Raw genomic sequence first — 15,500 nt, 5'->3', positions numbered from 1 at the left:
AGATAGGGGGGAAGTGTGACGACAGAGGGGCCAATTCGATGAACTCTGTGATTACGTCCGATTTTGCATGCTTCACATCTGGCGCGAACTGTGCCTGTGCCGCGATTCGTTGCTACTGGTGTACGGTCAACTGCTCTGCCAGCACGTCCACTTCGGTGGTCGGGGCCGAGCAGACGAAGCCCCGGCACACATACGCGGCGGCCCGCCCGTCGACCAGCGGCCGGTCCGCCAGCAGCGGGAACTCAGCTTCGCCGGACGCGTCCTGGGCCGCCGGCTCGCCGACCGCGACGACGGCTCCCGGCGCCGTCCCGAGCAGCGCGGTCCGGTGCAGCTCGGCCGTCGCGGCGTCACCGCGCGGACCCACCACGGCCACCTCACGCGGCCCGTCGAGCAGCGCCTCGGCGACGGCGAGCCCCCAGCCGATGAAGCGCGGCGCGCGCGGCCCGAGCGCCTTGACGACGCCGAGGGCCCCCTCGGCCGCGGTGCGGTGGGCCTCCGAACCGGTGTGGGCGGCGTACGAGAGCAGGGCCCCGGCGGCCGAAGTCCAGCCGGACGGCGTGGCGTTGTCCGTCGGGTCCTGGGGCCTGCGGATCAGCGGCTCGGCGTCATGCGCCGTGTCGTACAGCGCGCCGCCCTCGCCGGTGAACCGCTCGATGACGCCGTCGAGGAGGAACCCCGCGAAGTCCAGCCACACGCCTTCGCCGGTCACCCCGGCGAGCGTCAGGAAGCCCTCGGCGACATCGCCGTAGTCCTCCAGCACACCGGCGTTGGCGCCGACGCGGCCGTCCCTGGAGGTGCGGGCGAGGCGCGCCGTCTCGTCCAGGTGCACCCGCACGAGGAGATCGGCGGCCTCGGTCGCCCGTTCGACGAGATCCGGCCGTCCGAAGTACGCGCCGGTCTCGGCGAGCGCGGCGATCGCGAGGCCGTTCCAGGCGGCGACGACTTTGTCGTCCCGCTCCGGGCGGTGCCGGGTCTCGCGGGCCGCGAGAAGCCGCTGCCGTACGGACTCGACCCGCGCAGCGTCCACGACCCCTTCGCCCTGCGGCAGTTGGAGGACCGAGGCACCCTCCTCGAAGGTGCCCTCCTCGGTCACGCCGTAGTACCGGGCGGCGAACTCCGCGTCCGCCTCGCCGAGTACGTCCCTGAACTGCCCGGGTGTCCAGGCGTAGTACGCTCCTTCGACGTGCTTCCCGCTCCCGTCGTCACTGTCCGCGTCGAGCGCGGAGGCGAACCCGCCCTCGGCGGTGCGCAGTTCACGCACCATGAAGTCGGCGGTCTCCAGCGCGACCCGCCGCGCGAGATCGGACCCGGTGGCCCGCCACAGCCGTGCGTAGGTGCGGCAGAGAAGGGCGTTGTCGTAGAGCATCTTCTCGAAGTGCGGAATCACCCACTCGCGGTCGACCGAGTAACGGGCGAACCCACCGCCGAGCTGGTCGTAGATCCCGCCGCGCGCCATCGCCTCGCAGGTGTCGGACGCCATCTGGAGCGCGCCCTCGGCGCCGGTACGGGCGTGGTGGCGGAGCAGGAACTCCACCACCATGCTCGCCGGGAACTTGGGCGCGCCGCCGAAGCCGCCGTGCGTCTGGTCGTAGTCCCGCGTCAGTGCGAGCAGCGCCTGGGCCAGCTCCTCCTCGCCGGGCACCCCCTCGCCCCCGTGTGCGAGGGAGCGCCCCGCGAGCTCTCCGACGATCCGGCCGGCCACCTCACCGACCTCCGCACGCCGGTCGGTCCAGGCGGAGTTGACGCCTTCGAGGACCTGCCGGAAGGAGGGCATGCCGTGCCGGGGCGCGGGCGGGAAGTACGTACCGAAGTAGAACGGCTCCCCCTCCGCGTTGAGGAAGACGGTCATCGGCCACCCACCCTGCCCCGTCGCCGCCTGCACCGCCTCCATGTAGACGGCGTCGACGTCGGGCCGCTCCTCGCGGTCGACCTTCACGCTCACGAAGTGCTCGTTGAGGTACGCCGCCGTCGCCTCGTTCTCGAAGGACTCGTGCGCCATCACATGGCACCAGTGGCACGCGGAGTAGCCCACCGACAGCAGCACGGGCACATCCCGCCGCCGCGCCTCCTCGAAAGCCTCGGGCGTCCAGGGCCACCAGTCGACCGGGTTGTCAGCGTGCTGAAGCAGATAAGGCGAGGTCACACCAGCCAGCCGGTTCATACGATCCAGCCTCTCACAGCGCCCGACCCCGTCGTCCTGTCCGACGTCACGTCGCGGAAGGGGGCCATCACGCTTCCCTGCGGGGCACGCGACAGTAGGCTGAGCCCGACAGCACGGGAACCGATGCGGGTCCTCGAAGAGGGCCTACCGCAACCGCCGAACGGTGGCACCCGCACAGATGAACACCCGGATCAGCGCGGAGCAGTACGACTCCTGGCCCGAGGAGCAGTGTGCCGGCATCGAGATCGTGGACGGAACGGTCGTCGGCAGCCCGCACGCGTCCAAGCGGCACAACCGGCTGGCCCGAATCCTGGCCAACGCCCTGGACGACGCCGCAGGCCCGGACTGCAACGCCGACACGGACTTCGACGTCCGTCTGCAGGACGTCCCACTCACCAACCGCCGTCCGGACGTCGCGGCACCCTTCTCCGTCACCGTGGACCTGGGAGCCGTCTGACGGCGGAGGAAGTCCGTTCCCTTCGAGGCCGGGCGCCGGGGGACACAACAGAAGGGTGCGCCCTCGCCCCCGTGTGCGAGGGAGCACCCTTCGGGATTCCGCAGTGAGCGTCGGGGCCGGTCAGCAGCCGCCGCAGTTGTAGAAGGTCACGTCCCAGTGGTTGACCTCGTTGTAGTAGATGTTGCCGGCGCCCGACTGCCACTTGCTGCCACCGATGGAGGTGAAGGTGCGGGTGACGTAGTTGGTAATGCAGCTCGACATCGCGAAGTCGAGCTTGTAGCCGTTCCAGTGGCTGTAGGTGCCCGAGGCGTGGCCCGTCTCGGTGCCGCCGGTGACGGTCAGGGCGCAGCCGCTGGCGTTCTTGAGGGTGATCGCGCCCTGGATGGACGCGGAGTTGACCTGGTCGAGCGAGGTACAGGTCGGGTTGTTGCGGTCCGAACAGCCACCGCTGGAGCGGATGCCGATGCCGGCGTTGCTGAGCTGGGCGGCGGCGGTGGCGTGGCTGAGCTTGGCCAGCGCGCCCGCGGGAGCCTTGGTGTCGGCGGGGGCGGCCTGGGCCGTCGCGGGGAACGAGAGGAACGCGAGAGCGAGAGCGGAGACGCCGATCGCGGCGCTTCTGATGACCTTGTTCACTGTGTCTTTCCTCTTCGGTGGGGGACGGTGAGGTTCAACTACGCGCGTAGCATGCCCGACCGCACCGATCCCCCACGAATCCCAACTCGGCCTGACAGAGCGTCAGTTGAGCCTCGCGTGGGTGGCGCCGCCGGTCATGCAGACAAGATTGCACATCCACGCGCGGAGCGTAAGACGGTGCAGCAAGTTGCCGGTTGGTCTTCAATCCGGCGCGCCGCTCTGCCGGGAGGAGATCTCCGCACGGCAGAATCGCTCGCCTCCCGGGGGGCCGCGTCCGCACGGTGGAGTGGACCGGCCGAGGTGGGTGAGCGCCCGCCGTCGGGGGCCGGTCACGGAGGAAGACATGCTCTCGACCGTTCCACGGCTCGCGGCGGCGGTGGCCGCCCCGGTGCCGTTCGACGACCAGATCGCCGGCCGCCTGCAGCACGGCAGGATCGTGGTGCTCGGCGAACAGGTGGACGACGCGATCGCCAACCGGATCTGCGCCCAGCTCCTGCTCCTGTCGCAGGAGGACCCCGGGCGCGACATCGTCCTGTTCGTGAACAGCCCGGGTGGTTCCGTCCACGCTGGCATGGCCATCTACGACACCATGCGGTTCATCCCGAACGACGTCGCCACCCTGGCGATGGGCTTCGCGGCGAGCATGGGCCAGTTCCTGCTCTGCGCGGGGGCACCCGGCAAGCGCTACGCCCTGCCGAACGCGCGGATCATGATGCACCAGCCGTCCGGCGGGCTCGGCGGGACGGCCGCCGACATCGCCGTACAGGCCGAGAATCTCGCGTACACCAAGCTGACCATGCAGCGGCTGATCGCGGAGCACTGCGGCCAGAGCCTGGAGACGATCGCGGCCGACCAGCGCCGGGACCGGTGGTTCACGGCGGAGCAGGCGAAGGAGTACGGCTTCGTCGACCGTGTCGTACGGAGTGTGGCGGAGCTGGGCGGTGACGCGGCGAGCGGTTTCGGCTTCGGGCCCGCGGGCACCGCCGGCACCACGGGCGAGGGGGCGGCGGCATGAGCGGGCAGTACACCGTCCCCGTGGTCGTCGAGCGGACACCCAACGGCGAGCGCTCCTCCGACGTCTTCAGCCGGCTGCTCTCCGAGCGGATCGTCTTCCTCGGCACGCCGATCGACGACGGCGTCGCGAACGTGATCATGGCGCAGATGCTCCATCTCGACCACGAGAGCAGCGACGTGGACATCCAGCTCTACATCAACTCCCCCGGCGGCTCGGCCACCGGGCTGACCGCGATCTACGACACGATGCAGTTCGTACGGGCGGACGTCGCGACCGTCTGTCTCGGTCAGGCCGGCTCCGGCGCCGCCGTACTCCTCGCGGCGGGCGCGCCCGGCAAGCGGACGGCGCTCCAGCACTCACGGGTACTGCTGCACCAGCCGTCCACGCAGGGGCAGGGCGAGGCGGCGGATCTGGAGATACAGGCGGCGGAGGTGCTGCGCACGAGGGCCGAGATCGAGGACATCCTGTCGCACCACACGGGCCAGAGCGTCGAACGGCTGCGGGAGGACACCGACCGGGACAAGTACTTCACGGCGTCGCAGGCCAAGGAGTACGGCCTGGTGGACGGTGTGATCACGACCCGGGCACTGGCGGGACGCGGGCGGTAGGGCGGACCGCAGGGCCGGTGGGCCGGTGGGCCGGTGGGCCGGTGGGCCGGTGGGCCGGTGGGCCGAAACGCCGAGAGCTGCGCCCTCGATCGCCGATCGCCGGACGGGCCCGGTCCGCCCGTCCGGCGGCTCACGCCGCGAGCAGCAGAGCCTCGGTCCCGCCGTCGCGGGCGGACCGCACCGAGGACCGGTGCGCGGTGGTCCACGGCGTCGACAGGTCGGAGTGCAGCGCGCCCACCAGGTCGGCCAGGTGCAGGCCGAGCGCGCGGCAGACCGCCGCCACCACCTCGGACGACGGCTCCTTGCGCCCGCGCTCGATCTCCGAGAGATACGGCAGGGACACCTGCGCCCGGTCGGCGACGTCCTTCAGCGTGCGGCCCTGCCGCAGCCGGGCCCGGCGCAGCGCGGCCCCCACGAGGTCCCGCATCAGCGGCTCGTCGGGCCTTTCGTCGCGGCCGGGACCGGTACCGGGAACATGAACGGGAACGGGACGCAGGACGCCTTCACCCATGGATTCCTCCGTCAGCTGTGGACCGGCACGACACCCGCCGTCCCGAGCGTAAGCCGGGGTCCCTCCCCCGGGCCACGCGCCGGCGCCCCTGACCGGGCTCTTTCCGCCGCGGGCGTAACACGGGCGCCGCGCGGGCAGGACGTACAGGCACCCGTACGCCGACGTACGGGCACACGTACGCACCGGATACGCGCGCAGGCACCCGGCACCGGACCGGCGACATTGGCCGCCGCGGGCCCGGCAGGCCGCCTCGCGCTCGCGCGTCTCGCGCAGGACACTGACGCGAGGCATGGTCGCAGGACGGGCCCGGGGCAGGCCAATGCACCGGATGCTCTCGGAGGGGGATGCATATGCGGGACAGCCATCGGACGGAGGCGGAGCGGCTGTTGGTGCGCGCCGTCGAGGAAGAGGTGCGGCGCTCCGGCGGGCGGATCGACGGCAATGTCCTCCTGGCGCGCGGGCGGGGCGCGTTGGAGGCCATCGCGGAGTCCGCCGCCGACGAGTACGCGTTGTACGTGGCGGCGTCGGACGAGGCGGAGGCCGCGCGGCGGCCGATGTCGGAGCGGTTCGGCAGGGGCGCGCTCGGAACTCCCGCTCTGGTGGCGGTCGTTGCCGCCGCGTCGGCGGTCGTCGCGGACGTCGCTCTGGGTACGGGCGCGGAGACGGCTGTCGGCACAGGTGTGATCGTCGGGGTCGTGGGCGGCGCGACGGCCGTGGCGAAGGTGGCTTCCACCGGCCGCCCGTCGGGCCGTGCCGGGCGTGGCGGGTCGGCCGGACAGCCGGGCGACGTCGAGCAGTTGAGGCTCCAGTGGCTGACGGCCCTGGAGGTACGGGGCATCCGCCCGTACCTGGACCAGCAGCGGGTGCTGACCCAGGCGACGCGGCGTACGACCAAGAAGCCCACCGTCGTCCCGCAGTTGCGCGGCTCCGACCGCAGCGCCGCCGCCCGCCGGCGCAGTGTGCTGGAGCAGTCCTTCGGTCATCTCCCCCAGTCCGACGGGCCGTTCGCGGGACGGCGCGAGGCGATCGGGCAGATCGCGCGCTGGGTGCACGCGGCCCGCGCGTCGACGGAGACGAAGCCGACCGTCGTCGTGCTGTACGGGGCCCCGGGGTCCGGCCGGACCACCCTCGCCGTGCGGGCGACGCACCAGTTGCGGGACCAGTTCCGCGGGGCGTGCGTGGTGGACCTGCGGGGCGGCGACGCGGGCGAGGCGCCGCTGTCGACGCGGGACGCGCTGCTCCATCTGCTGAACCGGCTGGGCGCGCCCCGCGAGCAACTGCTGTTCCGTGAGCGGTCGTCGGCCGAGCAGCAGGTGCGGCGGCTGAGCGAGCTGTACCACCAGCATCTGACCGGTCTGCCGGTGACGATCGTGCTGGACGACGCGTCCGACGCGGAGCAGATCCGCACGCTGGTGCCCGAACGCTCCGACAGCCTGGTGCTCGTGACGGCTCGTCAGCCGGTAGAGCTGCCGGCGGACACCCCGGCGTGGGTGCACCAGTTGCCGGTGGAGGCACTGGACGGCGCGGGCTGCGAGGAGTTGCTGCGCGCCGTCGGCGAGGAGCCGGTGGGCGGGCCGTACGACGCCCAGGCGGTCGACAGGATCGGTGAGTTGTGCGGCGGTCTGCCGCTGGCGCTGCGTGTCGCCGGCTCGTCGCTCGGTTCGCGTACGTCGCACCAGCTGGCCACGGACCTGGAGGCATACGGCCCGGTCGACCCGGCCGAGCGCGCCCTGTGGCTGCGCTACACCGATCAGAGCGACCAGGGGCGCAGGCTGCTGCGGCGGCTCGCGCTGGCGGGACGGGCCTCGCTGGGCGCCGCTGCCGCCGCCGCGCTGCTGGCCACGGACGAGCAGGAGGCCGAGCGGCTGCTGACGGTGCTCTCCCGCGCGGGTCTGATCGACCATGTGCGTGCCAGCCGCTACCGGCTCCACGACGTCGTACGGAACTTCGCGCTCGCCCGGCTGCTGGACGAGGAGGAGGCGGCGGACCGTACGGCCGCGCAGGAACGGCTCATCAAGAACTACTCGGAGCTCGCCGACTCGGTGATCCGGCTGGTCGACGGCAAGACGTCCACGCGCGCCGACCAGTTCGGCGGCCACGGCTTCTCCTCGCTCGACGCGGCGCTGCGCTGGCTGGACGACGAGTCGAGCTTCATCACCGCCGCGCTGCGGCACGCGGAGGGTGTCGACCAGGCGGCCGTACTGGCCCTGCTCGGCGCGCTCTGCGACTACTGCCTGCTGCGCGGGGATCTCTACCGGCTCGGTGAGATCAGCGAGTTGACGCAGGCCGTCGACCAGGGGCTGCTGGCCCGTTCCGTGCAGTGGCGTACGGGTATCGCGGCCCGGCAGCTCGGTGAGCTGGACAAGGCGCGTACGACCCTGACGTCGGTGGTCGACCTCTACCGCGAGGCGCACCACGACGCGGGCGTGGCCCGCGCGCTCTGTTCGCTCGGGATCACGCTGCACCACCAGGGCAATCTGACGGAGGCGTCGGCGAAGCTGCGCGAGGCGCTTGATCTCCAGTCCCCGGCCGAGCTGGGGGCCGACCGCGCGTGGACGCTGCACGCGCTGGCGGCGGTGGAGCGGGACCGGGCGAATCTCGGCGAGGCGGTCGCGCTGCTGTCGACGGCGCTCGTCCTGCACCGCGAGGGCGAGTCGCTGCACGGTGAGGCGTGGACGCACTTCCAGCTCGGGCAGGTCTGTCTGCGGCTGGGCGATGTGCCGCGCGCCGAGGCGGAGTTGGGCCAGGCGCTGGACCTGTACGGCCGCACCCGCGACGGCCGCGGCGAGGCCTGGGCGCTGACCCAGCTGGCGCGCGCCCGCCTGGTGGACAACGAACCGGAGTCGGCGGCGGACCAGTTCCGCCAGGCGCTCGCCAGGCACCGCGACAACGAGGACGCGCGCGGCGAGGCGTGGACGCTGTACTACCTGGGCCAGGCGCTGGAGGAGTGCGGCGACGCGGCGCAGGCGGTACGCGAACTGGAGCGGGCGCGCTCGATGTTCTCCCGGATGCGCGACGTGTACGGGCTGGCCTGCGCCCGGCACCACTCGGGCCGGGTCACCCGCGACCAGCGGGCGGCGCAGACGGGCAATCTCCGTAACTCGGGCTTCGCCCGGCAGTTGCTGGTCGACGCCCGCGCGGACTTCCGCCGGATCGGTGTCGCGCACGGCGAGGCGTGGACGTGTCTGGAGCTGGCGATCGTGGACGCGGGCAACAGCAAGGCGGTCCAGGCGCTGGCGCTGTGCGACGAGGCGGCGGCGCTGTTCACCTCGTACGGCGACCACCGCGGCGCCGACTGGGCCCGCTTCCTGCGCTGCACGCTGCTGCCGTACGGCTCGGCGGGCGGCGTCGAGGTCGGGTCCGTGGTGGCGGAACAGGAGCTGGCGGAGCTGACGGCGGCTCGCCACGCGACGCGCGACGGCAAGCTGGAGGAGTGCGCGGAGACGTTCTCGGTGATGCTGGAGCGCGGCGTCGCGCTGGAGGACGGCTGGCAGGCCTGGCGCCTCGGCATGGTCCCGAACCGCCACGCACGGGAAGTGATGGGCGTCCCGGTGGAGACGGCACAGACCTGACACCGCCCGGAGGGCCGGCACCCGCGGCGGCGACCGGCACCGCGAGTGCCGGCACTCGGCCGACGGGCCCCGACCCTCCGGCCGGAGAGTGGGACCCCGGAGAAGGGAACCGAATGCCGGAGCGCGACACCGCGGGCACCGGCGCCCCGCCGACACGTCGCCTGGCACCGGCACGCGGCCGACGAACGCGCCCTTCCGGATCCGCCGACCGGAGAATGGGGACCTTCGGCCGCCCCCGATACCGGAGCCCGACACCGCGAGCACCGGCTCCCCGCCGACACCGCACCTGGCGGCGGCTTGCGGACAACGGACACGTCCACCCGCCGGACACACCAGCCCACGGCCAACGGGGACCCGTAGAAGCGATGCGGATACCGGAGCCCGACACCACGGGCACCGGCCGGCGGCGGCTCGCGGACAGGGAAACGCGCCACCGCACGGCCACCGCCCCCGGCCTGCACCGGTAAACCGGGCGCTCTCACCGCCCCGCGAAGGGCGACGGCATCGGCTTCGCCCCGGGCCGCCGGGCCGGGGCCCGGGCAGCCGTTCATCCGCGGCATCCGCGGCTCGGCACCCGCGGCACCCGCGGCACCCGCCAGCGTCGCGGACCGCGCGCCCCAAAGGGGCGGCCCGCGCGTGGGTCCTAAGTCGTCGGGTCGCCCACCCGCGCCGCGGGCGCCTTCGTGGGCTCCGCCCCGTCCGCCGGCGTCTCCTTGAAGTCGACCTTGCCCATGTGGCGGTTCATCGACTTCATCAAGAGCCACACCGCGCACGCCATCACGGCGAAGACGATGAAGCCGAGGACGCCGGGTGTCACCTTGTTCTCGTCCAGCTCCTTCGCGAGCGGGACGAGCTGCGTCACTGCCTGGGTCGCATACATATCAGGCATTGTCGCGGATGCCCGCGAAGAGGTCGCTCTCGGGGAGGGAGGTGTCCACGAAGGACTTCGCCAGCTCGTACTCCTCGGTCGGCCAGACCTCGCGCTGGACGTCCATCGGAACGCGGAACCAGCCGCCGTCGGGGTCGATCTGTGTGGCGTGCGCGATGAGCGCCTTGTCGCGGATCTCGTAGAAGTCGGCGCACGGCACGTGCGTGGTCAGCGTCCGCTCCACGCGCTCGAACTCCTTCCACCGCTCCAGCCAGTCGCCGTAGGGGGATTCGAGCCCCCGCGCCAGCAGCGCCTCGTGCAGCGCGACCGTACGGGGACGGTTGAAGCCCTGGTTGAAGTAGAGCTTCTGCGGCTGCCAGACCGGTCCGAACTCGGCCTCGGGGTACTTCTCGGCGTCCGCCGCCGACTCGAAGGCCACCATCGAGATCTTGTGGGTCATGATGTGGTCGGGGTGCGGGTACCCGCCGTTCTCGTCGTACGTCGTGACGACGTGCGGCTTCTGCTCGCGGATCATCCGCACGAGCCGGCCAGCCGCCGCGTCGACGTCCTCCAGCGCGAAGCAGCCCTCGGGGAGCGGCGGCAGCGGGTCGCCCTCGGGCAGGCCCGAGTCCACGTAGCCGAGCCAGGACTGTCTGATGCCGAGGATCTCCCTGGCCTCGTCCATCTCCTTCTTGCGCACCTCGTGGATGTGCTCCTCGATATAGGAGTCACCCTGCAGTTTCGGGTTGAGGATGGAGCCGCGCTCGCCTCCGGTGCAGGTCACGACCAGCACGTCCACCCCCTCGGATACGTACTTGGCCATCGTGGCCGCGCCCTTGCTCGACTCGTCGTCGGGGTGGGCGTGCACGGCCATCAAACGCAGCTGGTCAGTCAAGACTCGGTCCTCAGTGATTTGTCGCATCGGGCGGCTTCTATAGTGACGGAACCGAGGCACGGAAAATTCCGGAGGGGAACGATCATGACCGCGGTACGCACACCGGTTCTTCCCGAGGACCGTTACGGCCGCTCGTCGGACGAGCGCGCGGACCGCAAGCTCAAGATCGTCGGCTCGGTGCTCGGCGTCGGCCTGCTCGCGCTCGTCGGCTGGTTCGGTTACGACTATGTGGCAGGCCAGAGTGTCTCGGGCGAGGTCATCAAATTCAAGCGGGTATCGGACACCTCGGTCGAGGTCCATCTCGAAGTCCGCAAGGACCGGGACGCGGCCGGCACGTGCACGCTTCGTTCGCGCGGGGAGGACGGCGCCGAGGTGGGCCGCAAGGACGTCCGTGTCGGGGGCCCGGAGACCCGGATCGACCAGATCGTGACCGTCCGTACGACCGTGAGCGCGACGAGCGCGGAGCTCGTCGGGTGTACGGCGGACGCCGGCTGACAGACGTGGTCCACGTCCCGGCACGCCGGGTCCGACTCTGACCCTCCCCGGCATTCCTCCAGGTTCGCGCCGCTGACCTGCGTTGATGTGATTCTGATGCCTTTCGTCCTGCTCTCACGCCGCGGAATTGTTAGGCTCGTGGTTTCGCCCGCCCGAGAAGGCACAATCCTTCTGGGTAGGGCGTTGCTTTGTATTCCCAGTACCTACGAGGAGCACCTGTGACCCAGACCAGCGAGAACGTCACCTGGCTCACCCAGGCGTCGTACAACCAGCTCAAGGCCGAGCTGGAATACCTGTCTGGTCCCGCGCGCGTCGAGATCGCCCAGAAGATCGAGGCAGCCCGCGAGGAGGGGGACCTGAAGGAGAACGGCGGGTACCACGCGGCCAAGGAGGAGCAGGGCAAGCAGGAACTGCGGGTACGCCAGCTGACCCAGCTCCTGCAGAACGCCAAGGTGGGCGAGGCTCCGGCGGACGACGGGATCGTGGAGCCGGGCATGGTCGTGACGATCGCGTTCGACGGCGACGAGGACGACACCCTGACGTTCCTGATGGCATCGCGTGAATACGCGAGCTCCGACATCGAGACGTACTCGCCGCAGTCGCCCCTCGGCGTCGGCGTGAACGGCAAGAAGGTCGGCGAGGAAGCGGAGTACGAGCTGCCGAACGGCAGCACGGCCTCGGTGAAGATCCTGGCCGCGAAGCCCTACCAGGGCTGAGCCGTGGCGCCGGACGGGCCCGTAGCCCGTCCGGCGCCCGGAAACGGATGTCGTCCTACGCGGTGGCCGAGCGGTAGCGCCGTACGGCCAGTGTGCGGAACACCACGATGATCAGGACCGACCAGATCAGCGAGGCCCAGATCGGGTGCTCCATGGGCCACGCCCCGGTCACCGACGCCTCGCGGCCCGGGATCGTGTTGCCGAACAGCTCGCGCGCCGCCTGCACGGTCGCACTGAAGGGGTTCCACTCCGCGACGTGCTGGAGAAACGTCGGCATGCCGTTGACCGGTACGAAGGCGTTGGAGATGAACGTCAGCGGGAAGAGCCAGATCAGCCCGCCGGACGTGGCGGCCTCCGGTGTGCGGACGATGAGCCCGATCAGCGCGCCGATCCAGGAGAACGCGTAGCCGAGGAAGAGCAGCAGCGCGAAGCCGGCGAGCACGCTGCCGATGTTCTCGTGCGTGCGCCAGCCGATGAGCAGCGCGACGACCGCGAGGACGACGAGCGTCAGGGCGGTCTGTACGAGGTCGGCGAGCGTACGTCCGGTGAGGACCGCGCCGCGTGCCATGGGCAGTGAGCGGAACCGGTCGATGAGCCCCTTGTGCATGTCGTCGGCGATTCCGGCGCCCGCGCCCGCCGTGGCGAAGGTGACGGTCTGCGCGAAGATGCCCGCCATCAGGAACTCGCGGTAGGCCTGGGCGCTGCCGGCGGGGGCGCCGGGGATGTTGATGGAGCCGCCGAAGACGTAGGTGAAGAGCACCACGAACATGATGGGCTGGATCAGCCCGAAGACGATCATCTCCGGGATGCGGAGCATCCGGATCAGATTGCGCTTGGCGACCACGAGCGAGTCGCGGACGGACTGGACGACGCCGCCGCGCGGACGTGGGGCGAGGGCCTTCGGCGAGGCCTCGGTTACGGCGCTCACTTGGCGCTCTCCTTCGGGTCCGTGGTCGTGCTCGTGCTCGCGGCCGTGCTCGCCGTGTCGCCGGGCTTCCTGGCCGGCGAGATGCCGGGGGCGGTGCCCCGCGCCGGACCGTCGCCGCTGTCCTGGCCCTCCTCGGCCGCGTGGCCGGTGAGGGAGATGAAGACGTCGTCGAGGGTGGGGCGGCGCAGCCCGATGTCGTCGATCTCGACGCCCCGGGCGTCGAGTTCCCTGATGATCTCGGCGAGCAGTTTCGCTCCGCCGGTGACCGGGACGGTGAGCTTGCGGGTGTGCTGGGCGACCATCACGTCGCCCTTGCCGAAGCCGGCGAGTACGTCGTGGGTCGGGGTGATCTGGTCGCGTTCGTGGACGACGACCTCGACCCGCTCGCCGCCCGTGCGGGCCTTGAGCTGATCGGCGGTGCCGCGCGCGATGACCTGGCCGTGGTCGATGACGCAGATGTCGTGCGCCAGGTGGTCGGCCTCTTCCAGATACTGGGTGGTGAGCAGCAGGGTCGTACCGCCCGCGACCAACTCCTCGATGATTCCCCACAGTTGCTGGCGGTTGCGCGGGTCGAGGCCGGTCGTCGGTTCGTCCATGAACATCACCGGCGGGGAGACGACGAGGGCCGCCGCGAGGTCCAGGCGCCTGCGCATGCCGCCGGAGTAGGTCTTGGCGGTGCGGTCGGCGGCGTCGCCGAGGTTGAAGCGCTCCAGCAGTTCGGCGGCCCGGGCCTTCGCGGCGCGGGCGCTCTGCTGGTAGAGCTGGCCGACCATCTGGAGGTTCTCGCGGCCTGTCAGATACTCGTCGACCGCCGCGAACTGGCCGGAGAGTCCGATGTTCCTGCGCACCTCGTTGGGGTGCTTGAGCACGTCGATGCCCGCGACGACGGCCTTGCCGCTGTCGGGCTGGAGCAGGGTCGTCAGCACACGGACCGCGGTGGTCTTGCCCGCGCCGTTGGGGCCGAGCAGACCCAGAACCGTTCCTTCGGGGACATCGAGATCGACGCCGTCCAGCGCTCGTACGTCGCCGAACGTCTTGACCAGGCCTTCGGCATAGATGGCGCCTGGCATAGGGGTACTCCCAGAGTTGTGTCAGATTCGTACAAATGGTGCGATCCGCGCCAGCGACCAGCTTAAGCCGACCGGCGGCGAACTCCGAAGCTAACGCGATACATCGCGACAGACAAGGGGATTGAGTAAGCACTACGTAAAGGTGATGACGCGCCACTCGGACACGCGGACAGCCGGACACTCAGCCGCCCGGCCCGCTCGGGCACCCGGTCCGCACGCCCGCTCAGCCCAGGATCGTGTAGCCCGCCTCGCGCAGCGCCGCCTCCACGTCCGCGCAGTGCTCGGGCCCCTTCGTCTCCAGGCGCAGCTCCACGTCCGCCTCCGTCAGCCCGAGCCGCGGATCGGTCCGCACGTGGCCCACGTCGAGGACGTTGGCGTCGGCCACCGACAGCACCCCGAGCAGCGTCGCGAGCGCCCCCGGCCGGTCGGTGATCCGCAGCCGCAGCCCCAGGTAGCGCCCGGCCGCCGCCATCCCGTGCCGCAGGATCCGCTGCATCAGCAGGGGGTCCACATTGCCGCCCGACAGCACGGCGACCACCGGCCCCCGGAACGCCTTCGGCGTGCTCAGCAGCGCGGCGACCGTGCTCGCCCCGGCCGGCTCCACGACCAGCTTCGCGCGCTCCAGACAGAGCAGCAGCGCGCTGGACAGCTCGTCCTCGGACACCGTGCGCACCTCGTCGACCAGGTCCCTGATCATCGGGAACGTGATCTCGCCGGGCCGGCCCACCTTGATGCCGTCCGCCATCGTCTGCTGCTCGCCGATCGACATCGGCCGCCCGGCCCGCAGCGAGGGCGGGTACGCGGCGGCGCCCTCCGCCTGCACGCCGATCACCGCGACGTCCGGCCGCACCGACTTGACCGCCAGCGCGATGCCCGCGGCGAGCCCGCCGCCGCCGAGACCCACGAGGACCGTCCGTACCTCCGGGCACTGCTCCAGGATCTCCAGGCCCACCGTGCCCTGTCCGGCGATGATGTCGGGGTGGTCGAAGGGGTGGATGAAGACCGCGCCGGTCTCGCGCGCGTACTCCTGCGCGGCGGCCAGTGTCTCGTCGACGACCTGGCCGTGCAGCCGTACCTCCGCGCCGTACTCACGGGTCGCGGCCACCTTGGGCAGCGGCGCCGCGAGCGGCATGAACACGGTGGAGCGCACGCCGAGCAGGGTCGACGCGAGCGCGACGCCCTGCGCGTGGTTGCCCGCGCTGGCCGCGACGACGCCGGCCGCGCGCTCCTCGGGCGAGAGACCGGCGATGCGCACATACGCGCCGCGCAGCTTGAACGACCCCGTGCGCTGGAGGTTCTCGCATTTCAGGTGGACCGGTGCGCCGACCAGGTGGGTCAGATGTCTGCTGCCCTCCATCGCGGTCATCCGTGCCACACCGGTGAGCATCTTCTGCGCCCCGCGGATGTCGTCGAGGATCGGCGGCGGCACGGAGCCGCGCGAGGAAGCGGAAGTGAATGATCCGGAGGGACGCGACGTACCGAAGGTCATGACCGCCAGTCTCCCAGCTCATCCGCCGGTCGGCCGCCCGGAACGAGGGCCCGTCCACAGGTTTACGCGGGGCCCGTACGGC

The 15,500-nt window shown here is 71.3% G+C and carries 13 protein-coding genes and 1 pseudogene; 6 read left to right on the top strand and 8 right to left on the bottom strand.

What is annotated here, in order from left to right; genetic code table 11:
* Window positions 1-112: 112 nt before the first annotated feature.
* Entirely contained in the window at window positions 113-2,161 is a 2,049-nt protein-coding gene (locus tag GXP76_RS12235; protein WP_242571512.1) for a thioredoxin domain-containing protein, read from the bottom strand.
* Window positions 2,162-2,339: 178 nt separating this feature from the next.
* On the opposite strand from GXP76_RS12235, the pseudogene GXP76_RS12230 reads away from it, so the two are divergent.
* A pseudogene (locus GXP76_RS12230) lies at window positions 2,340-2,606 on the top strand (Uma2 family endonuclease); the annotation flags it as partial.
* Window positions 2,607-2,738: 132 nt separating this feature from the next.
* Here the strand turns inward: GXP76_RS12230 and GXP76_RS12225 are convergent.
* Window positions 2,739-3,251: a hypothetical protein gene (locus GXP76_RS12225; protein ID WP_374360732.1), complete on the bottom strand. Its 513-nt coding sequence runs from the start codon at window positions 3,249-3,251 to the stop codon at window positions 2,739-2,741.
* A 343-nt stretch (window positions 3,252-3,594) separates the two neighbouring features.
* Between GXP76_RS12225 and GXP76_RS12220 the strand changes: the two genes are divergently transcribed.
* Together GXP76_RS12220 and GXP76_RS12215 are read left to right on the top strand one after the other, a co-directional pair.
* A complete protein-coding gene (locus GXP76_RS12220) occupies window positions 3,595-4,266 on the top strand; it encodes a ClpP family protease (RefSeq protein WP_242571511.1) in 672 nt (223 codons plus the stop codon).
* A complete protein-coding gene (locus tag GXP76_RS12215) occupies window positions 4,263-4,874 on the top strand; it encodes an ATP-dependent Clp protease proteolytic subunit (protein ID WP_242571510.1) in 612 nt (203 codons plus the stop codon). The genes GXP76_RS12220 and GXP76_RS12215 overlap by 4 nt, the downstream gene beginning before the upstream one ends.
* Window positions 4,875-5,004: 130 nt before the next feature.
* Here the strand turns inward: GXP76_RS12215 and GXP76_RS12210 are convergent, their stop codons facing one another.
* A complete protein-coding gene (locus tag GXP76_RS12210; protein ID WP_277993291.1) occupies window positions 5,005-5,385 on the bottom strand; it encodes a helix-turn-helix domain-containing protein in 381 nt (126 codons plus the stop codon).
* A gap of 350 nt (window positions 5,386-5,735) precedes the next feature.
* Here GXP76_RS12210 and GXP76_RS12205 point away from each other — a divergent pair, with 350 nt between their 5' ends.
* Window positions 5,736-8,957, top strand: coding sequence for a tetratricopeptide repeat protein (locus GXP76_RS12205; protein ID WP_242571509.1), 3,222 nt, complete (start codon window positions 5,736-5,738; stop codon window positions 8,955-8,957).
* 643 nt (window positions 8,958-9,600) lie between these two features.
* On the opposite strand, the gene GXP76_RS12200 is transcribed toward GXP76_RS12205, so the two are convergent.
* A complete protein-coding gene (locus GXP76_RS12200; RefSeq protein ID WP_242571508.1) occupies window positions 9,601-9,837 on the bottom strand; it encodes a hypothetical protein in 237 nt (78 codons plus the stop codon).
* A gap of 1 nt (window position 9,838) precedes the next feature.
* The gene (gene mca, locus GXP76_RS12195) at window positions 9,839-10,720 is read right to left on the bottom strand and encodes a mycothiol conjugate amidase Mca (RefSeq protein ID WP_242571507.1); all 882 of its coding nucleotides are present in this window, start codon (window positions 10,718-10,720) and stop codon (window positions 9,839-9,841) included.
* Window positions 10,721-10,804: 84 nt separating this feature from the next.
* On the opposite strand from mca, the gene GXP76_RS12190 reads away from it, so the two are divergent.
* Both GXP76_RS12190 and greA read left to right on the top strand, forming a co-directional pair.
* Window positions 10,805-11,215, top strand: a complete 411-nt coding sequence (locus tag GXP76_RS12190) for a DUF4307 domain-containing protein (protein WP_242571506.1) — start codon at window positions 10,805-10,807, stop codon at window positions 11,213-11,215.
* Window positions 11,216-11,433: 218 nt separating this feature from the next.
* Entirely contained in the window at window positions 11,434-11,931 is a 498-nt protein-coding gene (greA, locus tag GXP76_RS12185) for a transcription elongation factor GreA (protein ID WP_242571505.1), read from the top strand.
* A gap of 55 nt (window positions 11,932-11,986) precedes the next feature.
* On the opposite strand, the gene GXP76_RS12180 is transcribed toward greA, so the two are convergent.
* The 3 genes from GXP76_RS12180 to ilvA form a co-directional block, all read right to left on the bottom strand.
* Window positions 11,987-12,859: an ABC transporter permease gene (locus GXP76_RS12180; RefSeq protein WP_242571504.1), complete on the bottom strand. Its 873-nt coding sequence runs from the start codon at window positions 12,857-12,859 to the stop codon at window positions 11,987-11,989.
* Window positions 12,856-13,929, bottom strand: a complete 1,074-nt coding sequence (locus GXP76_RS12175; RefSeq protein ID WP_242571503.1) for an ATP-binding cassette domain-containing protein — start codon at window positions 13,927-13,929, stop codon at window positions 12,856-12,858. Before GXP76_RS12175 ends, GXP76_RS12180 begins: the two co-directional genes overlap by 4 nt.
* A gap of 223 nt (window positions 13,930-14,152) precedes the next feature.
* A complete protein-coding gene (gene ilvA, locus GXP76_RS12170; RefSeq protein ID WP_374360722.1) occupies window positions 14,153-15,418 on the bottom strand; it encodes a threonine ammonia-lyase in 1,266 nt (421 codons plus the stop codon).
* Window positions 15,419-15,500: the final 82 nt, after the last annotated feature.

The sequence above is a fragment of the Streptomyces sp. NP-1717 genome (assembly GCF_022695985.1).
GTDB lineage: Bacteria > Actinomycetota > Actinomycetes > Streptomycetales > Streptomycetaceae > Streptomyces.
Note: the sequence above shows the minus strand (reverse complement) of the source record. Positions and strands in the feature narration are given on the sequence as shown.